Annotated in this window: 20 protein-coding genes; 7 read left to right on the forward strand and 13 right to left on the reverse strand. The window is 73.9% G+C overall.

The features are described 5' to 3' along the window. Nucleotides 1–89: 89 nt before the first annotated feature. Nucleotides 90–2,981 carry a BTAD domain-containing putative transcriptional regulator gene (locus tag EF879_RS20830; RefSeq protein ID WP_123561135.1) on the reverse strand — a complete coding sequence of 964 codons (2,892 nt, stop codon included), beginning with the start codon at nt 2,979–2,981 and terminating at the stop codon, nt 90–92. A 146-nt stretch (nt 2,982–3,127) separates the two neighbouring features. Here EF879_RS20830 and EF879_RS20835 point away from each other — a divergent pair, with 146 nt between their 5' ends. Beyond that, nucleotides 3,128–3,994, forward strand: a complete 867-nt coding sequence (locus EF879_RS20835) for an AfsR/SARP family transcriptional regulator (RefSeq protein WP_123561137.1) — start codon at nt 3,128–3,130, stop codon at nt 3,992–3,994. Nucleotides 3,995–4,048: 54 nt separating this feature from the next. On the opposite strand, the gene EF879_RS20840 is transcribed toward EF879_RS20835, so the two are convergent. The 3 genes from EF879_RS20840 to EF879_RS20850 form a co-directional block, all read right to left on the reverse strand. Continuing rightward, a complete protein-coding gene (locus EF879_RS20840; protein ID WP_158624220.1) occupies nt 4,049–7,060 on the reverse strand; it encodes a BTAD domain-containing putative transcriptional regulator in 3,012 nt (1,003 codons plus the stop codon). A 451-nt stretch (nt 7,061–7,511) separates the two neighbouring features. Further along, nucleotides 7,512–8,054 (reverse strand): hypothetical protein, encoded by a 543-nt coding sequence (locus tag EF879_RS20845; RefSeq protein WP_123561141.1) that lies wholly within the window; start codon nt 8,052–8,054, stop codon nt 7,512–7,514. A gap of 133 nt (nt 8,055–8,187) precedes the next feature. Further along, the gene (locus EF879_RS20850) at nt 8,188–9,402 is read right to left on the reverse strand and encodes a hypothetical protein (protein ID WP_199736539.1); all 1,215 of its coding nucleotides are present in this window, start codon (nt 9,400–9,402) and stop codon (nt 8,188–8,190) included. Nucleotides 9,403–9,487: 85 nt separating this feature from the next. Between EF879_RS20850 and EF879_RS20855 the strand changes: the two genes are divergently transcribed. After that, nucleotides 9,488–10,228, forward strand: a complete 741-nt coding sequence (locus EF879_RS20855; protein ID WP_123561143.1) for a TetR/AcrR family transcriptional regulator — start codon at nt 9,488–9,490, stop codon at nt 10,226–10,228. 101 nt (nt 10,229–10,329) lie between these two features. Here EF879_RS20855 and EF879_RS20860 read toward each other — a convergent pair whose 3' ends face one another. From EF879_RS20860 to EF879_RS20870, 3 genes are all read right to left on the reverse strand, one after another. After that, nucleotides 10,330–11,283: an SgcJ/EcaC family oxidoreductase gene (locus tag EF879_RS20860; protein ID WP_123561145.1), complete on the reverse strand. Its 954-nt coding sequence runs from the start codon at nt 11,281–11,283 to the stop codon at nt 10,330–10,332. Between the two features lie 61 nt (nt 11,284–11,344). Continuing rightward, nucleotides 11,345–12,367 carry a sigma-70 family RNA polymerase sigma factor gene (locus EF879_RS20865; RefSeq protein WP_123561147.1) on the reverse strand — a complete coding sequence of 341 codons (1,023 nt, stop codon included), beginning with the start codon at nt 12,365–12,367 and terminating at the stop codon, nt 11,345–11,347. A 578-nt stretch (nt 12,368–12,945) separates the two neighbouring features. Then, nucleotides 12,946–13,512, reverse strand: a complete 567-nt coding sequence (locus tag EF879_RS20870) for a hypothetical protein (protein ID WP_148086499.1) — start codon at nt 13,510–13,512, stop codon at nt 12,946–12,948. Between the two features lie 492 nt (nt 13,513–14,004). Here EF879_RS20870 and EF879_RS20875 point away from each other — a divergent pair, with 492 nt between their 5' ends. The 4 genes from EF879_RS20875 to EF879_RS20890 all read left to right on the forward strand — a co-directional run bounded on the left by EF879_RS20875 (nt 14,005) and on the right by EF879_RS20890 (nt 16,341). After that, nucleotides 14,005–14,274, forward strand: coding sequence for a hypothetical protein (locus EF879_RS20875; protein ID WP_148086500.1), 270 nt, complete (start codon nt 14,005–14,007; stop codon nt 14,272–14,274). 60 nt (nt 14,275–14,334) lie between these two features. Further along, on the forward strand, nt 14,335–14,772 hold the full coding sequence (locus tag EF879_RS20880; RefSeq protein ID WP_123561153.1) for a helix-turn-helix domain-containing protein: 438 nt from the start codon (nt 14,335–14,337) through the stop codon (nt 14,770–14,772). Between the two features lie 51 nt (nt 14,773–14,823). Continuing rightward, a complete protein-coding gene (locus EF879_RS20885; protein WP_123561155.1) occupies nt 14,824–15,450 on the forward strand; it encodes a DsbA family protein in 627 nt (208 codons plus the stop codon). A 219-nt stretch (nt 15,451–15,669) separates the two neighbouring features. Then, a complete protein-coding gene (locus EF879_RS20890) occupies nt 15,670–16,341 on the forward strand; it encodes an NPCBM/NEW2 domain-containing protein (protein WP_148086501.1) in 672 nt (223 codons plus the stop codon). A 46-nt stretch (nt 16,342–16,387) separates the two neighbouring features. Here EF879_RS20890 and EF879_RS20895 read toward each other — a convergent pair whose 3' ends face one another. Then, nucleotides 16,388–17,035 (reverse strand): TetR/AcrR family transcriptional regulator, encoded by a 648-nt coding sequence (locus EF879_RS20895; protein ID WP_158624221.1) that lies wholly within the window; start codon nt 17,033–17,035, stop codon nt 16,388–16,390. Nucleotides 17,036–17,091: 56 nt separating this feature from the next. On the opposite strand from EF879_RS20895, the gene EF879_RS20900 reads away from it, so the two are divergent. Then, the gene (locus tag EF879_RS20900; RefSeq protein ID WP_158624222.1) at nt 17,092–18,792 is read left to right on the forward strand and encodes an FAD-dependent monooxygenase; all 1,701 of its coding nucleotides are present in this window, start codon (nt 17,092–17,094) and stop codon (nt 18,790–18,792) included. A gap of 13 nt (nt 18,793–18,805) precedes the next feature. On the opposite strand, the gene EF879_RS28530 is transcribed toward EF879_RS20900, so the two are convergent. From EF879_RS28530 to EF879_RS20920, 5 genes are all read right to left on the reverse strand, one after another. Beyond that, the gene (locus EF879_RS28530; RefSeq protein ID WP_255420931.1) at nt 18,806–18,940 is read right to left on the reverse strand and encodes a hypothetical protein; all 135 of its coding nucleotides are present in this window, start codon (nt 18,938–18,940) and stop codon (nt 18,806–18,808) included. Nucleotides 18,941–19,095: 155 nt separating this feature from the next. After that, a complete protein-coding gene (locus tag EF879_RS20905; RefSeq protein ID WP_123561163.1) occupies nt 19,096–20,415 on the reverse strand; it encodes an RICIN domain-containing protein in 1,320 nt (439 codons plus the stop codon). Between the two features lie 237 nt (nt 20,416–20,652). Then, the gene (locus EF879_RS20910) at nt 20,653–21,273 is read right to left on the reverse strand and encodes a GyrI-like domain-containing protein (RefSeq protein ID WP_123561165.1); all 621 of its coding nucleotides are present in this window, start codon (nt 21,271–21,273) and stop codon (nt 20,653–20,655) included. Further along, nucleotides 21,270–21,857 carry a PadR family transcriptional regulator gene (locus tag EF879_RS20915; protein WP_199736540.1) on the reverse strand — a complete coding sequence of 196 codons (588 nt, stop codon included), beginning with the start codon at nt 21,855–21,857 and terminating at the stop codon, nt 21,270–21,272. Before EF879_RS20915 ends, EF879_RS20910 begins: the two co-directional genes overlap by 4 nt. 149 nt (nt 21,858–22,006) lie before the next feature. Continuing rightward, a complete protein-coding gene (locus tag EF879_RS20920) occupies nt 22,007–22,474 on the reverse strand; it encodes a chitobiase/beta-hexosaminidase C-terminal domain-containing protein (protein ID WP_123561166.1) in 468 nt (155 codons plus the stop codon). Nucleotides 22,475–22,619 lie beyond the last annotated feature (145 nt).

The raw sequence follows: 22,619 nt of genomic DNA on the forward strand, positions 1-22,619 counted from the left end.
GCCCGGTGGCGGGACGCCACCGGGCCGGCCCGTGCCGTGGCCCCGGCCGGGCCGGGCAGCCGCGCCACCGGGCCGCGGACCGCGCGGCGCTACCGGGCGTCCGCCGTCCGGTCGACTCCGGGCCGGCGTCCGAGCTTGGCCCGGACCGTCTCGGCCTCGGGGTGGCCCAACCGGTCGAGGATCGCCAGGGCCTGGCGCCAGGACTCGTCGGCGGCGGCGCCGGCCCCGGCGGCGTCCTGCGCGTCGCCGAGGTGGTGCAGGGCCTCCGCCTCCTGGGTCCACCGGCCGAGTTCCCGGTTCAGCGCGACCGCCTGTCGCAGGTAGCCGATGGCCGGACCGTGCTCACCGAGGAGGTGGTGGGCGTAGCCCAGGCTGTCCAGGGCGCTGGCCTCGCCACCCCGGTTACCGGTCTTCCGGTGTAGCAGGAGGGCCTGTTCACAGTGGCTGACCGCCTCCCGGTGCCGGCCGAGCAGCGCCTGGCACCAGCCGACCGAGTTGAGCGCGCCGGCCTGGCCGTCCTGGTGGCCCGCCTCGCGGAACAGCCGCAGCGCCCGCAGGTCGCTGCGGAGCGCCCCCGCGGGGTCGCCCTGCCGCTCGGCCAACCAGCCCAGGGCGCGGTGGGTGAACGCCTCGCCGACGATGTCGCCGAGCGCGTCGAAGAGCTCCAGCGCCCGCCGGTACTCCGCACGCGCGTCGGCGTGGCGCCCCAGCCGCACGTACGCGGCACCGAGCATGCGGTGGGCGTGCGCCTGGGCGGCCCGGTCACCGAGGCGGTCGAGCGCCGGTATCACCCGCCGGAAGGTGGCCACCCAGTCGTCCCAGTGTCCCCGGTGATCGAAGAAGTTCACCAGGGCCCAGGCGAGCTGCCAGGCGGGCGCGGCGAATCCGGCGTCCACCGCCCGCGCGACGAGATCGATCAGCACGGCGTGCTCGGCGGTGAACCAGGCCAGTGCGGCCTGCGGGTCGGCGAACCGCTCCGGAACCACCCCGTCGCTGGGCGGCGGTACGTCGATCGGATCCCGCTGCGGCCAGAGCAGCCGGTCCGCGATGTGTGCCGTGTGCAGGTAGTGGTCGAGGAGCCGGCGCGCGGCCCGCCGCCCGGCCGCCGGATCGCCGCCGGCCAGCTCGGCGGCGTAGACGCGCAGCAGGTCGTGGCAGGCGTAGCGGCCGGGGGAGACCTCGGTGAGCAGGTGGGCCCCGGCCAGCTCGGCGAGGACCGGACGCAGCCGGGCGGGCGGCTCGGCGGCGAGGCTGGCCGCCGCCGGCACGGCGATGCTGGGGCCGGGATGCAGGGCGACGAGGCGGAACAGCAGCGCCGCCGCCGGGCTGAGCGCCCGGTACGACCAGGAGAAGACGGTACGGATCGTGGTGCCGGCGCCGGACGGGAAGCCGTCCAGGCCCTGGCCGGCGGAGCGCAGGTCGTCGGGGAGGGACTTGAGCGGGAAGCTCGGGTGGGTGGCCGCCCGGGCGGCGACGATCGCCAGCGCCAGCGGCAACCGGCCGCACCGCTCGATGATCTCCGCCACGGCCTCGGGCTCACCGGCCACCCGCTCGGCGCCGAGGCGGCGGGCCAGGAGCTGCCGGGCCTCGGCCACGGAGAGCAGATCCAGGACCAGCGGATGCGCTCCCTCGGCGGCGACCAGGTCGACCAGCTGGTTCCGGCTGGTGACCAGGACGGCGCAGCCCGGCGACCCGACCAGCAGCGGCCGGACCTGCTCGGCGTCGCGGGCGTTGTCCAGCACCACCAGCGCCCGCCGGCCGGCCAGGGTGGCCCGGTACAGGCCGGCCTGGGCCGCCTCGGTCGCCGGGATCTGCTGGTGCGGTACGCCCAGCGCGTCGAGGAAGCCCCGCAGCGCCTCGCCCGGGCTCAGCGCCCGGCCGGTGCGGTCGAAGCCCCGCAGGTCGACGTAGAACTGACCGTCGGGAAACCGGTCCGCCACCGCGTGCCCGGCGCGGATCGCGAGACTGGTCTTGCCCACCCCGGGCGGTCCGGTGATGAGCACGAGCTCGGCCCGGCCGGTCAGGTCGTGCAGCAGCCGCCGCAGCCGCGCCAGTTCGGCCTCCCGGCCGACGAAGCGCGCGGGGTCGGGCGGCAGCAGGTGCGGCGCGACCGGCAGGTCGGGGCCGACCCGGATCCCGGTGGGACCCGACGGCACGGCGAGGTCGACCCGACCCGCTCCGGCCCGAGGCGCACCGGAGACGCCGCTCGGCGGTCGGCCGAGCACGAGGGTCCGTTGCAGGATCTGGCGTTGCAGCCGGTGGAGTTCGGGGGCGTCGATGCCGCGCCGGCGCAGCAGCACCAGCCCGGTCTGGCAGAGCCGGGCGGCCTCGTCCACCCGGTGCTCCGCGTAGAGCGCGACGGCGAGCTGCCGGCGCAGCCCCTCGTCGTACGGCTCCTCGGCCACCACCCCGGAGAGCGCGACGATCACCTCCGCGTACCGGCCGAGGGAGGCGAGCGCCTCGGCATGGGCGAGTCGGGCCGAGCGACGCAGCGCGGTGAGCCGGGCGGTCTCGGCCAGGGCGAACGGGCGGGCGGCAACGTCGGCGAAGGCCGGGCCCCGCCAGAGCGCCAGGGCGTCGTGCAGGAGCGCGGCGGCGCGGGCCGTCTCCTCGGCGCGGCCCGCGTCCAGCAGCCGCCGGGCGTGGGCGTATCCCTGCTCGAACCGGTGCGCGTCGACCTGCTCCGGACGCAGGTCCAACCGGTAGCCACCGTCCGAGCCGGCGGTGCTGATGACGGTCGGAGCGTCACCGGCGGCCGGTCGCAGCGCCCGGCGTAGGTGTGACAGGTGACTGCGCAGGGTCGCGGCGGCGGCCTTCGGGACCGCACCACCCCAGAGCAGCTCCACCATCCGGTGCGCCGGCACCGGCGTACCCGGGTTGAGCAGGAGGATCGACAGCACCTCGACCTGCCGCGCGGTCAGCCGGACCGGGACGTCGTCGCGCAGGACCTGCACCGGCCCCAGCACCGAAACCCGCAGCATCCCGCCCCCGTGCTCCGACGCTCTCTCGGTCCCGACGTGAAGACAGTTGATGTTATCGATGTCGTGTCCACGCTCCTTCCACCGTTCATCCACAACGATCGTGTGATCCTGGGACGGTGCTCCGGACGAGGGAGGGAGCGGGTCGCGTGGAACTCACCGTCGGACTGCTGGGGCCGTTGCAGATCTACCTGGACGGGCAGCCGGTCCGGGCGCCGGTGGGCAACCGGCGTCGCATCCTCGCCCTGATGCTGCTCGACGGCGGCACCGTGTCACGCGCCCGGCTGGCCGCCGAACTGTGGGGGCGCGAGCCGCCACGGTCGGCACCGGCGAACCTCCGCACCTACCTGTCCGGGCTGCGGGCGTGGTTGGCCGGTCGCGCCGACCTCATCCGCGACGGTTCCGGCTGGCGGATCGCCCCGGCGCACGGGGTGCGGTTCACCGTCGACGCGATCGCCTTCCAGGCCGCGCTCGCCGAGGGGCGGCGGGCGGTCCAGGCCGGGGACCTCGCGCGGGCGGGCCGATACCTGCGTCGCGCCCTCGGGCACTGGCGGGGAACGCCGCTGCAGGACGTGTCGCAGGGCGATCTCCTGGCCGCCCGGGCCGCGGTGCTGGCGGCGGAGCGGCTCGCCGCGACCGAGGAGTACGCGGACGTGCTGATCCGGCGTGGCGAGTACGAACCGGCCCGGGCGATGCTGCACGAGTTCCTCGGTGACCACCCCCACCGGGAACGGGCCTGGGGACAGCTCATGGTGGCCTGCTACCGGAGTGGTGACCTGGCGGGATCGCTCGAGGCCTACCGCAGCGCGCGGGCGGCGCTGATCGCCGGCTACGGCGTGGAGCCCGGGGCCGAGCTGGCGGCCCTGCACCGCGCGATCCTGCGCCGCGAGCTCCCCGCCGAGGCGCCCCGCCCGACCCGCTACCCACCGGATCCCCTGCCACGCCGCCCCCGGCCGCGCGTGCCGCTGCGGATCGTGCGGCGCCGCGAGACCGCCGCGTCCGCGGACGGGAGATGACCCGGCTGCCGGGGAGACGGTGCCCGGGGGACCCGTGCGGGCGGGGGACGACCCTCAGGAGAGGGGTCCGCCGAGCCGGTCACGCAGCTCCTTCGCCTCGTGGCGGGCCCGTTCCGCCGGGGCGCCCTCACCCAGTGCCTCGTGCGCCTCGGCGAGCGTGTCGAGGCCGATGGCGAGCCAGTACGGGGAGCCGATGCGCCGCCATACCGTGACCGCCTGTTCGGCCCGGCGGCACGCGGCCCGGGGCCGGCCGACGGCGAGCTGGGCGACCGCGAGGACCCAGAGCGTCCCCGCCTCCCCCCAGGCGTTGGCGTAGTCGCGGTAGACCCACAGACACCGGGCCAGCAGCCACCGCGCCTCGGCGTGGCGGCCCTGCCGTACCCACATCTCGCCGAGCCAGCAACCGGCGTGGGCTGCCCCGAGGCGGTCGCCGAGCCGCTCGCTGATCTCCTGTGCCGCCCGCAGGTACGCCGCGGCCGCGTCGTACGCGTGGCTGGCGCGCTCGACGTGCCCCAGGCACCGGAGGGCCTGCGCCTCGCCCGGCAGGTAGCCGGCCTGGCGGCTGAGCCGCAGGCACTCCGCGAAGTGCGCGGCCGCCTCGGCCAGCTGCCCGCGCTCCAGGTGCACCACGCCGATCCCGCTCGTGGCGTACACCAGTCCGTTGAGGTTGTCGTGCGCCGCGGCGAGCTGTCGGGCCCGCCCGAAGTGGCGCAGTGCGGCCCCGTACTCGCCCCGCAGCCGCCGGAGGTACCCGAGACCGGCGGTGACCGCGGCCTCGTACTCGGGCTCCTGGGCCGTACTGAGCGCCCGCGCCGCCTCGAAGTGGCGGATGGCGTCGGCGTACCGGTCCTGGATGGTGTCCAGCTCACCGAGACCGCGGTGCAGCTTCAGGGCCGTCCGCCGGTCGCCGGCGCGTTGCGCGGCGGCCAGCGCCCGGGTCTGCACCCGGCGCCAGTCGTCGAAGCGGTTGCTGATCTGGAAGAACGTGGTCAGCGAGGCGGCGAGGCAGCCGGCCAGGCCGGTGGCGCCCAGGTCGAGGCCGTCGTCCACGGCGGCGACCAGGAACGCGTGCTCGCGCTCGAACCAGTCCCTCGGCTGGGCCGTGAGCCGTTCCGCCTCCACCTGCGGCAGGCTCCACCGGGGCAGCCGGTGCCGCGAGACGCCCAGGAAGTCCGCGGAGAGCCGGGCGTCGGCCCGCTCCGCCAGGGCCAGGGCGGCCCCCACCAGGCGGCGGATGGCGGCGGCTCGGGCGTGTGCCGGCTCCGTCGCGGCGGCCTGCTCCTGGGCGTACAGCCGAACCAGGTCGTGCAGCCGGTAGCGGGACTCGCCCGCCGGCTCGACGAGGTTCGCCGCGACCAGGTCGTCCAGCAGCCGTTCGGCCGGTGCGAGCGGAACGTCCAGGAGCGCGGCCAGCGCCCACGACGGGAACTCCCGCTGCCGCAGCAGACCGAGCCGGCGGAACGCCGTCCGCGTCTGTGCGGCCAGGCCCCGGTGGGTCAGTTCGAGGCTGGCGCGCACGGCCAGGTCGGCGACGGCCAGCTCGTCGAGCCGGTGTTGCGCGGCCTCCAGCCGGTCGGCCAGCGCGGCGATCGGCAGGCCGGGCCGGGCCACCAGCCGCGCCGCGGCGATCCGCAGCGCGAGGGGAAGGTGGCCGCAGAGCGCGACGATCCGCTGCGCGGCGGCGGGGTCCTCGGCCACCCTCGCCGGTCCGATCAGGTGGCCGAGCAGGTCGACGGCGTCCTCCGTGGAGAGCACGCCGAGGGGCACCCGGACCGCCTCGGTGAGGCCGAGGAGCACGTCACGACTGGTCACCAGGGCGGCGCACCCGGGACCGGCCGGCAACAGCGGGCGGACCTGTGCCACCGACGCGGCGTCGTCCAGCACGACCAGAACCCGACGCTGGGCCACCAGCGAGCGGAACATCGCCGCCGCCTCCGCCTCGTCGTCGGGCACCGCGACCGGGCGGACGCCGAGGGTACGCAGGAACCGGCCGAGTACCTCGATCGGTGCCAGGGGCTGCAGACCGGGGCTGGCGCCCTGGAGGTCGACGTAGAGCTGCCCGTCGGGGAACCCGTCCATGCACGTCCGCGCCGCGGCGACCGCGAGTGCCGACTTGCCGACACCGGCCAGGCCGTCGATGGCCACCACCACCGGGCCGCCCCAACCGATGGCGCCGGAGAGGAGCTGGAACAGCCGGTCCAGTTCCCCGGTGCGGCCGCAGAAGCCGTCGGCGCCGGCCGGCAGCTGCCGGGGTGGCCCGGCGACCGGCTCGACCCGGCCCGTCGGCGGGCGGGCCGGTCCGGCGTCCACCCGGCCGGCGCCGATCGGGGCGGGGTCCCGCTCCAGGGCCTGGTCGTCCCCGTGCAGGATCAGCTGGTACAGCTGCCGCAGCTCGGGACCGGGGTCCGTGCCGAGCTCCCCGGCCAGCACGGCCCGCAGATCGGCGTACGCGGCCAGGGCCTCGCCTGGCCGCCCGGACCGTGCCAGGGCCAGCATGAGGTACGACCACAGCCGTTCCCGCAGCGGGTGTTCCGCGACCAGCGTCCGCAGCTCGGTGACGACGCTCTCCGGCCGACCCAGGTCGAGCTGAAGCTGTGCCCACTGCTCGGCCACGGCCAGGCGTCGTTCGTCCAGCCAGGTCACCTTCGCCTGTAGTGCGGGTCCGCACGCCACGCCGTCCAGGGCCCGCCCGCGCCAGAGCTGTAGCGCCCGCTCCAGCCGGTCGGCGGCCTCGGCCGCCCGCCCGGCCCGGAGCGCCCGCTCACCCTGGTCGACCAGTCCCTGAAAGCGGTCCAGGTCCAGCTCGCCGGGGAACACGGTCAGCTGGTAGCCGCCACCCCGGATGGTCCGGAGGCGCGAGTCGCGTTCGCCCGGCACCCGCAGCGCCCGGCGCAGCCCCGCCAGGTACCCGCGCAGATTGGCGCTGGCGGCGGCCGGGGGATGCCACCACACCGACTCCACCAACCGATCGGCGGAGAGCGTCTGGTCAGTACCGAGCAACAGGGCCGCGAGCACCACCCGCTGCTTCGGCGCCCCGATGTCCAGGCACTTCCCGTCGTGGTACACGTCCGGTCGCCCAAGGATACGGAAATCCACATCAACCATCCCTGTGCGGTCCCGCCCTCCGGCTCGTGCCGGCCGATCCACGGGACTGTCGCCACTCACTATGCTGCCGGCCGTCCGGCGTGCGCCCAATGGCCGCTGCCCACCGTGATGAAATGGTAGTGACACTACTGTTCCACTCCCCAGCGTCCGGGACCGTCGCCACCGGCTCCGGTGTGCGTGAGCCGTCACCGCTCCTCCGGCGGCCGCGGCCGGGAGAAGTTCGTCACACGGGGCGCGCGCATCCGGCCCAGCGGGGTCGTGCGGGGTGTGCGGAATCTGTGCCGGCGGTCGCGGCGACGCACGGCGGGACGGGAAGAGGACGGCCGGACCCCACATCCCGACCGCGGAGCCGGTGCGGACCGACCGGCCGTGGTGACGGGGTTCGGCGTGCGGCGGCGTACCACGCCGCGGGTCACCGAGACTGGCGGACCGTGCCGTCGGCGGCGATGTGCAACCGGGCCTGCGGTGCGCCTCCCGGGCAGGTCGCCCGGGCGGCGCCCGACGCCGGCGGCTGGTCCGGCCGGCCCGGTTGCCTTGGGCAGACGACCGACGGGCGGACCAGCACCTCGGCGTCGATCGGGAACGGCGCGCCGGGTGGGGTGGTGACCCGTACGGTCACCTCGTCCACTGTCAACGCCGGCACCGGCGCGTAGCCGTAGCCGGGGCCCGCGCCGGGCAGCCGCGCGACCCCGCACGCCGTGTCGGGCGCGGCGGACGAGGGGCAGGGCAGGACGCTCGTCGGGCCGGAGATGTGCAGCGGTACGTCCTGCTCGTGGCAGCCCCACGAACCGCAGGTCGTCAGGTGCACCCGCGGCACCCGCGGCGCGACCTCCCGGTCGACCTCGATGCCGAAGCCCCGGAGCGGCGCCGCCGCGCCCGATTCGTGGCGCTCGGGTTCGTGGCCCGCGCAGCCGCCGAGCGTGAGTACGGCGACCAGCGACAGCAGGATCCTCACACCCACCACCGACGTCGCGGAAGGGCCGCCGGTTCCCGCCCGAGCGGCCCGGCCCGTGGCGGGGGGAGCGCCGGGCCACGGGACGCGGTCGCGACGTCGTCCGGCGCGGCCCGGCGCCGTCGTCCCGTTCGGGTCAGGCCGGGCTGGCTTCGAGCTGGGCCGGGAGGAGCTGCTCGGTGAGCAGCCGGCGGACCCGCGCGGTGCGGTCGGTGGCGAGCCAGGTGTCCAGGATGCGCCAGCCGTGGAAGTAGGCGGTGATGTACACGGCCATCCCGGTCGCCCGCAGCGTGGCCAGCGCCGCCGCCGCCTCGGCGTCGGAGAGCAGCGCCCAGCGGCTCAGGTACGCGGCCAGTTCCTCGTCGGAACGGCCCTCGTCGGCCAGGTACGCGGCGTTGGCCCAGGCTCCGAACAGGATGTTCTGGACCCGGTGGATCGCGGCGAAGTCGCTGCCGTCCGGAGCGATGTCGAACTCGGCGAGGACGTTGTCGGTCAACCAGGCCTGGGCCTCGTCCCCGGGGAAGATGATGTCCTCGGCGTGCAGGCCGAGCCCCTCACTGAGGACGAAGCTGGGGCTGAGCATGAACCGGATCTGCTGGTCGAGGCGGCCCTGCTCCCTGACGAGCCGGTGGTCCTTCAGCAGCGACTCCGCGATGTGCCCCGGGTGTCCCTCGTGGGCGACGACGTAGAACAGGTCGGCCAGGTTGAACGGCAGGTCCCCGTTGAGGTGGAGGGTCGAGGTCACGCCGCCCTCGTACTCGCCGGCGGCCCGGTAAGCCACCCCGGACTCCAGCTTGCAGCGCACCACCTCGTCGGGCGGGAGCGGGACGATCCGCTCGGTGCGCCGCCGCGTCTCGGCGATGGCCCGTTCCACCAGCCCCGGCAGTCGGTCCCGCTGCTCTGCGGGGAGGGTGTGCGCGGCCTGCCAGGCGTGCAGCCGGTCGGAGAGGGAACCCGGGCCCGGGGGAAGGGCCCGGTCGAGCCGGGCGTGGGCGTCGTCGAACAGGTCTTCCGGCAGGAAGGACGCCGAGACTCCCAGGACCTCGCTGGCGTACTCCGGCAGCGGCAGCTCCACCCCGGAGAGCCGGCGGGCAACCGCCCGCATGGATCGGACGTGGGCCGCGAGATACTCGGTCCGGTCGGGGCCGAACGGGATCTCCGCCAGCAGCTCCTCGGCGTCCTCGATCAGCCGGCCGGCCGGCGGCGGCTCCTCGCCGGCCACCTCGGCACGCCAGTCCGGCGGCCCCTGGTAGACGACCACCGTCCCGGTGGCGCTTCCCTGGAGCTGCCGGTCGAGCCGGAGCGCGAGCAGTGCGTACCGGTGCAGCCATTCATCAGGCGTGACAACCACAGCTTCCTCCCTGGGTCGCGTTCTGGCTTCCGAGGCGAAGCTAGCTGTACGGTTATCCGTACAGTGTACGGAAGGAGTCGCCCAGATGCCTCGGCCACGTTCCTCGGCGATCTGGTTCACCGACGAGCCCGACCGCCGGCCCCGGCTCTCCCGGGAACGGATCACCCGCGCCGCCGTGGACCTGCTCGACGTCGAGGGCGTGCAGGGGTTGTCCATGCGGCGCCTCGCGGCCCGCCTCGGCGCCGGCACCATGTCGCTCTACGAGTACGTCAGTAGCCGGGAGGACGTGCTCGACCTGGCCACGGACGCGGCCATCGCCGAGATCGAGATCGACGGCATCGACGGGCTGCCCTGGCGCGAGGCCCTCAGCCGGCAACTGAGGCGCAGCCGGCAGGTCATGCTCCGGCACCCCTGGCTGCCCGCCCTGATGGCGACCCGCCCGCTGCTCGGCCCGCACGCCCTGGCCCGGTCCGAGCTGGTCTACGCCCTGCTGCACCGGGCCGGCCTGGCGGGGCCCCGGCTCGTCGCCGCGGTCGGGGCGCTGACCTACTACGTCCAGGGCTTCACCGCGATGGAGAACGCCTGGCGCGGCCAGCAGCCCGACCCTGCGGCCGAGGCGGAACTGCGCCGCCAGGCCCAGCAGTACCTCGACCGCAGGGGCGAGGCCCACCCGACCCTGGCCCAGCACGCCGATCTCGGCCGCGACGACTTCGACGCCTCGTTCCAGCTCGGCCTCGACGTCGTACTGGACGGGATCGCGGCGCAGCTCGGCACGGCCGGCCCACCCGCCGACGGGTCCGGCGCCGAGGGATCGGGACGGTCCTGACGCTCCGCGCGGCGCCCGCGGCACCCGGTTACCGGGGGCCGCGGGTGGTCCCCGCCCCGGGACGCCGGCCCGCCGGTCGGGTACGCCCGCCCGGGCGGCGGCTAGGGCCGCAGGTCGGTCCGGGCCACGCCGGTGGCCGGGTCGTACGGGTAGGAGAGGTGCTGGTGGACCATCGTCCACGCGCCGTTGCGGCGCCGGAAGACCCGGGTGCCGCGGGACCAGCTCTCGGCGTACCCACCGTCGGGCTGCTCCACCCGGACGAGGTTGAGCCCCCAGACCACGGCGAGGTCGTCGCGGACCAGTACCGACATGTCGGGGACCGTCCAGGTCACGGCGCCGTCGCCGGCGGCGTCGAGGCCGCCCCTGCAGACCTCGCGGACGGCGTCGACCCCGACGTACGCCAGGGGTTGGTCGTGTTCGTAGGAGACGATGTCGTCGGCGATGGGTGCCATCAGGCCGTCCAGGTCCTTCGCCGCGGTGGCCGCGAACCAGCGCTCGTGGAGTTCCCGCAGCTCCCGCTCGGCCGTGGCGTCCCGCGCCGCGTCGTCCTCGGCGGCGTCCGCCGCGGCGTGGTCCTCGGCTGCGTTCCGTACCGGGTCAGCCTGCCCCGGGTCGGCGCGCCGCGCGTCACCCTGCGCCGTGTCGTCGTCCGCGCTCTGGTCGGTGTAGGGGAAGGAGTGGTGCTCGTGGGTGACAACCCAGCGGCCGTCCTGCTTGCGCAGGCCGAGCGTCAACCGTAGCCGGTTGTCGGGATTCTGGGCGAACATCTCCTCGGTGCCACAGCGCAGCAGGGCGTACGCGAAGGCGACGCCGTCCCCGGCGGTGACGTCCAGGGACTCGATCTCGAAGCGGGCGCCGCTGAGCTGCCACCGGAGGAAGGGCGGCCACGCCTTCCGGTAGGCGTCCAGCCCTCGCACCCCCTCGTACGGCGGCGGCACGTCGAACATCACGACGTCCTCGGCGTGGTCCGCGACCACCCCGGCCAGGTCGCCGCGGTGCACCGCCTCGGCCCAACGCTCGATCAGGGTGCGAATCTGCTCCTCGTCCGTCGGCATCAGGGACTCCTCCTCCGGGTTGACTGTCTGTCACGGGTACAACCCGGGGGAGCCGAGGAATTCATCGCGGCGGGGCGGGTGGGGCTCCGGCGAGTCGGGCGGGCAGGCCGAACGCGGTGAGGTCGGCGGTGAGGAACGAGACGACCTCGCAGATCCGCCGTCCCCGGATCATCAGTAGGTCCAGCCCGGCCGGCCGGTAGTCGCCCCGGTCGTCGTCCCACAGGTAGGTACCGAACGCGAGCTGCCCGTTCGCGGCGGTGGGCCGGAAGCGCCAGCCCGGCCGACAGACGTCGACGAGGAAGGTCCGGATCGCGTCCCGACCGTGGTACCAGGCGGTCAGTGGTGGCATCGAGTACCGGGCGTCCTCGGTGAGCATGGCCACGATGGCGTCGATGTCGCCGTTCTCCCAGGCGGTCGCGTACCGTCGGGCGATCTCGCGTTGACCTGCCTCGCCGAGGTTCTCGAGGGCCTGATGTTGGCTGCCCTCGGGAAGCCGTTCGGCGAGGATCTTCCGGGCCCGCTGCAGCGCACTGTTGACCGCCGCGACGCTCGTACCCAGCATCTCGGCGGTCTCGAGGGCGCGGTAGCCGAGGACGTCCCGCAGCAGGAGGGCGGCGCGCTGGACGGCGGTGAGGTGTTGCAGGGTGGCGACGAACGCCAGTTCCATGCTCTCCCGGGCCATCGTGTGTGCTTCCGGCCCCGGTCGGGGCGTTCCGCCCATCAGCCGGTCCGGGTACGGTTCGAGCCATTCCGCCTCGGCCGCCGGCGCGCCTTCGGGGCCGAGATCGGTCGGGAGCTCGCGCCGCCCCCGTCGTTCGATCAGGCTCAGGGCGCGGTTCGTGGCGATCCGGTAGAGCCAGGGCCGGATCGACCCCCGCTCCTCGAACCGGTCGAGCGCGCGCCAGGCGCGGTCAAGGGTGTCCTGGACAGCGTCCTCGGCGTCGTGGAACGAGCCCAGCATCCGGTAGCAGTACGCCCGCAGTTCGTCCCGCAGGGGGCCTACCAGGCGTCCGAAGGCCTCGCCGTCGCCGGACCGTGCCGCGGACAGCAGCTCCGCCTCGGGTGAGCTCGTCCCGGCCGCCATCTGCCGCCACCTCCACCAACCCGATGTCCCGGTCGCGTTGTCCCTCGCGACCGCTGTCGCACACGTCTCGCGCGCGGTTGCGGGGTGGCGGTACCGGCCGTGGCGTTGCGCCCCGTACCGCCGGCGTCCCCGCCGTACCGGTGTCCGCGCGGGATTGCCCGGCCGGCTCCCAGCCGGGCACCGGCGCGACCCGGTCGGTCCCGCCGCGATCCGTCACCGGTACAACCCCGGCCGCTCCCCGAACTCATCGTCGAGGCGGGAACGATCTCCGACACCGCGCCCGGGCGTGCCGGGGTGTCGAGGGGCCCGGGCACGCGCCCCCGCCGCACGACGCGGGGGCGAGCGCCGCGCGGCGGACGGCCCCGATGGCGGACACCATCCGCGCCGTGCCGGCGCGAGCGACGGGCCGGCGGCGGGGCGCAAGGGGCCGACAGCGGGTGCGGCGGGCAGCCAAGGCGCCACCAGAGCGCGACCGGCCCGAGGCGGGGCCGGACCCGAGCGAAACGGACCAGAGCGCTTCGAGCGTCGGCGGCGCGACGGCGCTCAGGGTCGCCTCGACATCCCGCCGCCGGGGTGGATCACCGGGTACCGGCCCCGGGCTTGGTGTACGCCTTGGTCCGGCCCGTGAGGAGGATGATGGCGCAGGCGACGACCATGAGGAACAGCAGCACGTCGATGGCCATCGAGAGTCCGTTGAGGACCGTGCTCGAGGTGGACGCGGTGTCTCCGCCCTCGTTGAACGCGCCGCGGCCCGCGACGAACACGAAGGCGGCGGCGAGGCCGGAGCCGAGGTTCGCCAACGCGTAGCCGAAGCAGGCGATCGCGAGCAGAACACGCGCCCAGTTGGCCCCGAGGAACGTCGCGACGAACAGCCCGAGCGCCACGATGACGCCCAGCGCGCTCACGACGAGGCGCACGATGTTGAACGTGGGCATGATCTCCAGCATCTCGTCGCTGGCCCAGAACATCTCGGCGAGGTACCGACGGTCGAGGTACCAGTCGATGAACGTCAACACGCTGCCCAGCCCGAGGAGGCAGAGCACGACGTAGAGCACGGGCGGTCGGGCCGGAGACGGAGTCGCTGTCGGCGGATGCGCGGTGCCGGTCGGCTGGCCGGTGGCGGGGGGCTGCGGACGGGCGTACACGACTTCCTCCGAGGAAGAACTGACCTGATCGGACCCGGGGATGGTAGCGCCGCTACATTCCTTTCGCCCCGAAGGGTGCCGGTCGCGCCATGTCATCGCGGGCGGGAGCGGCGCGGGTCATGCCCGAGACCCCGAGACGACCCATCCGGGGCCGTGCCCGGTGGGCCTGCCGGGGTGTGGATCCGGTGACGCGTCGCCGAGCCCGGCACGTCGGGCCGTCCGGTTGACCACGGATAGCCGATCAAACGGTGTTGCACATCGTTGGTGATCGCCAGACTCCAGCGGGTGGCCAGGTTGGACGGGTGGCGCGGATCCGGGTCTGGGCGCGGGCGGCGCTCCCGCGGGTCCGGGCTCCCTCGACGCGCCGACCCGCGGCGCCACCGTCCGCGGTCGCGTCCGGGCACGCGGCCACCCGCGGACGGCGGCCGCACCCGAGGCCGGGTCCCGTCCGCCGAGGGAGACAGCAGTCCTGCCGTCGAAGGGGGTGCGCCGATGAGGCACATGCTGCCCGACCCCGAGCTCACCGAACGCTTCCATCGGCGGCTTGCGGGCCGACCCGGGATGGCGTACGCGCTCGGCTGGATGTACTCGTGGACCATGACGATGGCGCACGACCACGCCGCGACGTGCACCGCCCAGGAGTGCGAGACCTGCGGCGAGTTCGTCGCGGCGCTGTCGCTCTTCGCCGCGGTCTCCCGGGACCTGCCGAAGTCGCGGGGCGTGGTGGAGCGGCTGGCGCGGCTACCGCGTGGGCCGCGCTGAGGGGCGATCCGGGCGCTTACTAACTTCTGGTTAGTACATGCCCCCGGGTAGGCTGCCGGGATGGCGACGGATCCCCAGAGGTCGCGGCGGGTGGCCGACCCGCTGGGCGACGTGTTCGACAAGGTGTGCGCCGGCCGGATGGTGCTGGAGCATCTGACCGGGCGGTGGAGTCCGCTGATCATGGCTGCGCTGTGCGACGGGCCGATGCGCTTCTCCGAACTACGGACCAAGATCGGCGGCATCAGCGAGAAGATGCTGTCGCAGACGCTCCGCATCCTGGTGCGGGACGGTTTCGTCGCCCGCACCGTCGAGCCGACGGTCCCGCCCAGGGTCAGTTACGAGCTGACCGAACTCGGGCGCGATCTCGCCAGTCCGCTCCAGCATCTGATCGACCGGATCGCCGTCCGCGTCAAGGACGTGTTGCGGGCCCAGGAGGCGTACGACCGGTCCGCGGAGCCGGAGGCGGCGGCGGGCGCGGAGGCCGCGACCAAGGGCTAACCTGAAGGTACGTACTTACGGAAGGTAAGTTTGCCCGCTAGCCTTCTGGCCATGGTGATCGAGGTTTTCTCCGACCTGGTATGCCCCTGGTGTTACATCGGCAAGCGTCGCCTCGACCTCGCGCTCGCCCGCGTCGAGCGTCCGGTGGAGGTCCGCTGGCGGGCCTTCCAGCTCGACCCTGACTATCCGACCGACGTCCGGTGGACGCTGCCCGAGGCGCACCTGAACCGCTACGGCCTCAGCCGGGCCGAGAACGACCGCCGGCTGGCGATGGTCACCGCCGCCGCTGCCGAGGTGGGGCTGCGCTACGACCTGAACCGTGCGGTCATGGCGAACACCAGGGACGCGCACCGGCTCGTCCACCACGGTCGGGCGCACGGCAAGGACGCCCAGGTCGCCGAGCTGCTGATGCGGGCGTACGCGACCGAGGGCCGGTGGATCGGTGACCCCACCACGCTGAACGAGATCGCGGCCGAGGCGGGGCTACCGCCGATGCCGCCCGGCGCCTACGAGGCGGAGGTCGAGGCGGACCTGGCGCGGGCCCGCCGGCTCGGGGTGCGGGGTGTCCCCAGCGTCGTCGTCAACGGGGCGTACCCACTGGTCGCGCCCGACGTCGAGCAGCTGGTCAGGGCGCTGGGGTCCGACACGCCAGACCCGGAGCGACGCCGCGTCCCGTGATGCGGTCCCGTGGTCGCGACCCGGCCGGGCGGTCCGGATGGGCCGGCATGGACCCCGGTCGATCGCGGACGGTGGCACTGACCCGGTCGCGGGAGCGGATCGTCCCCGGTCCCGCGACCGACATCCCGCCGGGCATCGGTGACCCCGACCGTCGCGCCGGGACCGGCCCGGTCCGTCGGGGTCCGGCGCGACGTGCCTCCGGGTGCCATAATCACGGCCGTGCCCACCCGGCCGCCGCGGCGGTTCGCCCATCCGACGATCCTTGCCGCGATCATCGCGGCCGTGGCGGCCGTGGCCGCCGCGGCGATTCCCGTCGTGGCCGAGGTGCTGCGGAATCCCACTCCCCGGGCGGCCCCGGATCCGCCGCCCGTCGCCGCGCCCGCCAGCCCGCCCGCCGTGGCGCCGACCGGGTCGCCCGTCGCCGCGCCGGGCTCCTCGGATGCGGCGGCGCCCACCGGTGGTGCGGCCGCTCCGGCGCCGGATCCCGACGTCCGGGCGCTGGGCGACATGTCGGAGCTCGGCGACTTCGAGGGGTGGAGCGCCGAGCCGCAGCAGGTGGCGGGGGCGCGCCACGAGACGGTTCTCGCGGCCTCCCCCTGCTGGCTCAACGACGACTTCACCGCCACCTTCGTCGTGGGTCGGCAGTACTCCCGGTTCGAGGCGGCCGTGGGGATCGCCGACGATGCGCGGGTGGCGCGCCCGCTTCGGTTCACCGTCCTCGTCGACGACAAGCCGGTCTTCCAGACGACCGCCGGCCTCGGCCGGACCCGGCCGGTTCGCGTGACGATCAGCGGCGCCACGCAGCTGGGCATCCGGGTCAGCACCACCAGCACCGACCAGTGCCACGGCGACACGGTCGGCGTCTGGATCAACCCCGAGGTCCACCGGTGACCCGGTCGGACGTCGCCGGGCCGGACGCCCCCGGGGGGGCGGGCCGTCAGTCGGCGCCGGTGAGGTGGGGCCTGCAGGCCGAGACGAGGACGTGGGTGATCCGGGTGACCAGTTCGTCCTCCGGGTAGGCGAACCGGGTCGGCCGTTGCGCGCCGAAGAGCAGGTCCTGCTGGGCCAGCGCCAGCATGGTGCGGGTCGCGAAGTCGAGGTCGCGTTCGGCGTCGGGCAGCCGGTGCGGTGGGATCCGGGGCGCCAGCTGCGCGACGATCGCGGCCGACAGCGCCCGGCCCAACTCGCCGGCGCGGGCGTACATCAGCGGGTTGTCGGCCAGCAGCACGCCGCGCAGCAGCCGCTGATTGGCCCGGTAGACCGTGACCAGTTCGCGGGCGACATCCCCGAGGAACCCGTCGGGCGGCAGGTCGGCGCGGTACCGGTCGCGGACCGCGGCCAGGATCCGGTTCGCGGTGCGCTGCCGGAAGCGCTCGTGGACGGCGAGCAGCAGGGCCGTCTTGTCGGAGAAGCGCGCGTAGATCGCGGTGGGGGCGCTGGCGGCGCGGGCCGAGATCTCGGCGATGGTGATCTGGTCGAAGGACTTCTCGGCCAGCAGGTCCTCCACCGCCGACAGGATGCGCTCCATCGTGGCCCGGCTGCGGGCCTGCCGGGGCTCGTTGACCTTCAGCTCACCGCGCTTCACCTGCGTCACCCTATCCTGGGTTGACCGTAACGGTAGTCCCATTACTATTTTGCCGCGTGACGCAGATCCTCCGAACCCCTCGCATCCTCATCGTCGGCGGCGGCCCCGTCGGGCTGGCGGCCGCGCTGGAACTGGCGCGCTTCGGCGTCGCGTCGGTCGTGCTGGAGCGGCGCGCCGCCACCTCATGGCATCCGAAGACCCGGAACCTCAACACCCGCACGATGGAGATCGCCCGGGGGTGGGGACACGCGGTCTACCAGCGACTGCGCGGGATCGACACCCCGGACGGGTGGAAGAGCCCGATCCGGTTCCTCGACACCCTCACCGGAACCGAGTTCGGGCAGATCGAGGCCCGGGGGTTCCTGGGGCCCGGGCCGCAGGTCAGCCCCGCCCTGCCCATCATGTCGTCCCAGGACCTGGTGGAGCGGATCCTCTGGGACGCGGCCATCGCCACCGGGCTGGTCGAGCTGCGCTTCGGACACGAGGTCACCGCGGTACTCGCCGGGTGGCGGCCCGAGGACACCGAGGCGTCGCTGGAGGTGCGTGCCCCCTCGGGGGCCGGCTACACCATCTCGGGCAGCGCCCTGATCGCCGCGGACGGCGTCGACAGCCTGGTCCGTGCCCAGCTCGGTATCGCCCTCGAGGGCGCGCAGGCGGTCCGCCACTTCGTCAACTGCTACTTCCGCGCCGATCTGGAGTCCCACCTCGGCGACCGGCGCGGCGTCCTGCTGTACGTGGCCGGCCAGCGGGCGGCGGGCATCTTCCAGCCCCTCGACGCCCGGGGCCGCTGGCTGTGCCAGATCCCCGTCTCGGCCGAGGAGTGGGAGGCCGGTGCGTACTCGCCCGAGGCGTGCGTCGACTGGATCCGCGCCGGCGCGGGAGTTCCGGACCTGGAGGTCGAGGTGCGCCACGTCGGGCGGTGGCGGATGAACGCCGCCATCGCCGACCGGCTCGTCGCGGGGCGGGTCGTGCTGTGTGGCGATGCCGCCCACCAGCTGCCCCCGACCGGTGGGCTGGGCGTCAACACGGGTCTGCAGGGCATGCACAACGTGGCGTGGAAGCTCGCCCTCTGCGTACGGGGAATCGCGGACTGGTCGCTGCTGCACACGTACGACGAGGAGCGCCGCCGGCCCTCGCAGGAGATCATCACCCAGTCGCTGGCGAACTTCGCCAACGTCACCCAGGTGGCGGCGGCGTTCTACGGCCACACCCCGCAGCTCACCACAGAGGAGGCGATCCGGGCGACGCACCGGTACGGCAACCACCTCGGCGTCGAGCTGGGCACCGTCTACTCGTCCGCCGCCGTCATCCCGGACGGCACCGTACCGCCGGCGGTCGACGACCCGTACGCCGACTACCAGCCGAGCGCCACGCCCGGCTGCCGTGCCCCCCACCTCTGGCTGGGCCGCGGGGACGGCCGACTCTCCACCCTGGACCTGTTCGGTCCGCGGTTCACCGTGCTGACCACCGGGGAGGACCACCCCTGGGACCGGGCCGCGGCCCGCGTCGCCGACCGGTACGGCGTGCCGGTCGCCGCCGTCACCGTCGGCGCTCCCGGGATCGAGGACGACGAGGGCGTCTTCCTCACCCAGTACGGCATCAAGCCCGGCGGCGCCGTGCTCGTCCGCCCCGACGGGCACGTCGCCTGGCGCTGCGCCGTCGCTCCGGAGGACGCGGACGGGGTCCTCGATCGCGCCCTGGCCCAGGTTCTCGGCCGTCCCGTTCCCGGCCAACCGGGCCCGGAGGGCGGCGACTGACGGGTCGGGCCGCTCACCAGCCGCCGTCCGTGCCGCGGAGTGTCGTGAGGAAGCGCCGGAGGTCGCCGACCAGCAGGTCGGGCGCGTCACCCTGGGAGACGGTGGCCGCGGTGAACGATGGGATCGACCCGCCGGCGTCCAACGACACCGTCAACCCCCGCTGGGGCACCTGGCCGGACCGCTGAGGTGAAGGCGTTCGGCACCTGACCGGCGGTGCCCGCCGCCGCGACCGGAGGGTCGCGGCGGCGGGCACCCAGATTCCGCCACGTCCGCCGTGGACGTCGTCGCCCGGGCCCCCGCCCGTCACACCTGGGTACGCGACCACTGCTGGTTGGTGCCGCTGCCGCAGGTGTACTGCTGGATGTCGGCGCCGTCGCCGGTGGCGGCGTTCACCACGTCGAGGCACTTGCCGCTGTTCTGGTTGACCAGGCGGACGTAGCCGCCTCCGGTTTCCTGGAACTCCCACCTCTGGTTGCCGCCGCCGTTCCAGGCGTACTGCTTGACCTCCGCGTTGTTGGCCGTCGAGTTGCTCACCACGTCCATCACCCGTCCGCTGTGCCGGGCGGTGACGCGGTAGTAGGTGGGGGCGTTGCCGGTGACGGTGCCGGCGGCGGTGTCGATGGTGATCGACGGGTACCAGGACAGGCTCATGCTGGTGGCGGACGGGAAGGTGATCGGCAGCCAGACGTACTGGGAGTCGTTGACCCGCCCACCCCAGGCGCCCGCCCAGCGGTCGCCCAGGTAGAGGTAGCTCGTGCCGGTGCTGCCCTGGATCGGCAGCACGAACGCGGGCTGGGAGTTGAACGTGGTCGAGTTCCCCACGTCGGTCCAGCCGGTCCACGGGCCGGAGACACTCGGCGCGGTGGCGTACCTGGCCTGGTTCGGGTTCCAGCCGGTGGCTCCGGACGTCAGCAGGAAGTACGTCCCACCCCGCTTGAACATCGCCGGCGCCTCCCGGTGGGCGCCGTCCCAGAAGTTGCCGACCAGGCTGGCCACGTTGAGGTAGTCCGGGGTGAGCCGATAGATGTGCAGGTCGTAGTTCTCGTCCGCGGCGGAGATCATGTACGCCGTGCCGTTGTCGTTGAAGAGCGTGATGTCCCGGGACATGTACTGGCCGAACGGCCGGAAGCTGCCGTGGTAGGTGTAGGCGCCGTCCACGGTGGCCGACGAGGCGACGGCGGCTCGCGCCTCGCTGTAGTTGGAGCCGTTCTCCTTGTGCATCCACATGACGTAGCGGCCGGTGCTGGCGTTGTAGATCACCTTTGGCCGTTCGATGTTGGCGACCTGGAGCTCCGGCGCCGAGGACTGGGTGAGGACGTTGTTGCGGAACTCCCAGGTCCGTAGGTCGGTGGAGCGGTAGACCGATACCGCACGGAACGTGTTGTCCGGGTTGCGGTTCTCGCCGAACCAGTAGTAGTAGTCCCCGACCTTCAGCATCCCGCCGCCGTGGGCGTGCACCGGGTTGCCGTTGGTGTCGGTGAACTGGGTGCCGTTGGGGGTGGTGACCGGCGCCGCCTGGGCGGGAGTCGCCACCACGGCCAGTACGGCCGCCCCGGTCATGACCGCCGCCACGGCCACGGCGAGCACCGTCCCGGCCGACCCGAGCCGCCTCGTACGTGTCATGTCGCTCTCCCGTCAAATCGACGCATGTCAATACTATGACACTGTGGCGGCCGCTCCGCACCGTCGCGCCGGGCGTCCGCGGTGAATCGATCGGGCACCGCGCGGACCCGTCCGCCGTGCGGCGCCCGGCGCCGTGATCGATCAGCCGCTTGGCGACGTGGTCGACGGTCACCCCGGTCGCCCACCCGGTCGGCCGACGTGGTCCGGCCCACCCGGCCCGATCAATCCGCGCCGCGGTCAGGTCGCCGGTCGGACGGGTTGCCGGAGGACCGTCCTGAGCTTGGCGGGCGCGGTCCGGCGGGGGTCGCTGAGGTAGATCTCGTGGTGGTCGCCGACCATTCGCAGGTTGTGCGTCGCGAGGTACTGGTGGTGGAGCCTGGCGAGGGCGGGACCCTCGTCGTCGTAGGGTCCGACGTGCAGGAGCTGGGCGCTGGTGCCCTCGTGCAGCGTCTCCCGACGGACCTGGGCGATCGCGGGTCGGGCCTTCTTCGCCAGCGCGGTCTGTTTGGCCTCGTCGATGAGCTCCGGCGGGATCCAGTCCGGCTGGCTGATCAGCATTCTCCAGTTCCAGAGGTGCTTGGCGCGGGTGATGAACACCTCGGGGTGGTCGGACCACCAGAGCCCCTCCAGCGGTCCCACGACGAAATCCCGGCCCAGGAGGCGTTTCGCGGCGAACTTGATGGTGTAGGCGACGGCGTACAGGGCCTCGACGGCGTGGGTGTAGTCGGCGCTGGTGTTGGGGTCACCGTGCCCGTCGACGGCGATGAACTGTTGCGCGGGCACCTCGACCAGTTCCCAGTCGGTGTTGGTCGGCGCGTAGCAGTGCCTGAGCTCGCGCTTGACGTCGTACCGGGTCATGCCCGTCCTTCCTGTGCGGGGGAGTGGTGGGGTGGTGCGGTGCCGGGGGCGGCGAGTTTCGTCCGGTAGGCGGTCAGCCACTGATGCTCGGCGGCGAGCTGATTCAGCGCGTAGTCGAAGATGGCGTGGACGAAGTCCGGGACGTCGGGTTGGGCGTCGCGGGCCGCGGCGATGGCGGCGATCCGCTCCGCGAGAGCGGCGGCGCGCCGGGCGAGTGCGGCCTGGAGGCGGTCGGGCGGGATGACGGGTTGGTTGGCCAGGCCGATCAGGAGGGGTGGAAACACCGGCCGGAGTTCGGCCACCGCCGCCTCGGCCGACCGGGCGCAGACCCGGCGTCCCTCGGCCGTCGGTCCGTAGACCCGGCGAGCCCGTCCCCGGGCTGTGCCGGTGGGCTCGATCTCGGCGATCAGGCCACGGTCACGGAGCCGGGCCAGCAGGTAGTAGATCGAGCTGAAGCCGATCTCGGTCCACTCCCGCATGCCGCGGGCATCGATGACCTCGTCGAGTTCGTAGCCGTGTCTCGGCTTCTCCACGAGCAGGCCGAGCAGGGTCAGCTCGGCGGGGGTCAGGTCTCCGGAGGGCACGCCGATATTCTAGTACTAGAATAGTCTGGGCTCGTGCGGAGCCGGCCGAGCAGGGGTCGGGCGACCGGCGGCCGCAGGCCCGGGAGACGGCCGTGGCCGCCGACCCAGCCGGATCGGCGGCCACGGTGGCGGGCACCACCTCGCGGCGATCAGGGTTTCGGGACGTTGAGGACCCGCTCCTGCACCGCCTCGACGTTGCCGGCGAAGTCCACGGCGAACCACCGCACCGTGGTCCGCGCGGTGATCGTGATGCGCTCCGGTCCCTCGCGGTACCCGGCGAAGCCGAGCTTCGGCGACGAGGTGGTCGGCTCGCTGCCGTCCAGGGTGTAGTAGATGTTCGCCGCCTCGCCGACGGAGAAGGTGAAGGTCGTGGTGCCCGGGCCCTTCGCCTTCACCACCAGCTCGGAGCGGGGCTTGGTCTGGTCCGCGGCGTACGCCTTGGCGACCTCGAGGATCGCGATCTGCCCACTGGAGAACTCCATCGCCTCCTCGTGCCCCTCGGCGAAGTCGGGCTGGAAGCCGACCGCCTCCCAGCGGTTGGTCGCCGCGTTCCATTTGTCGGCGCCGACCTCGACGAAGGTTGCGCGAAGTGTGTGGCGTGCCGCAGCACGTGTCAAGGATCGTGAATCCGTTACCGCATCAGGCGGTGACGGATCCGGGTCGGGGGCGTGCCCCCGCCGCGGGGCGTCGCCACGCCGCGCCGTGCGAGCGACCACCGCGGACCACCCCTGGCGCCGCTCGGCCTGCCCGCGCAACGCCGTT

The sequence above is a fragment of the Micromonospora sp. HM5-17 genome, from assembly GCF_003762835.1.
Classification (GTDB): domain Bacteria; phylum Actinomycetota; class Actinomycetes; order Mycobacteriales; family Micromonosporaceae; genus Plantactinospora.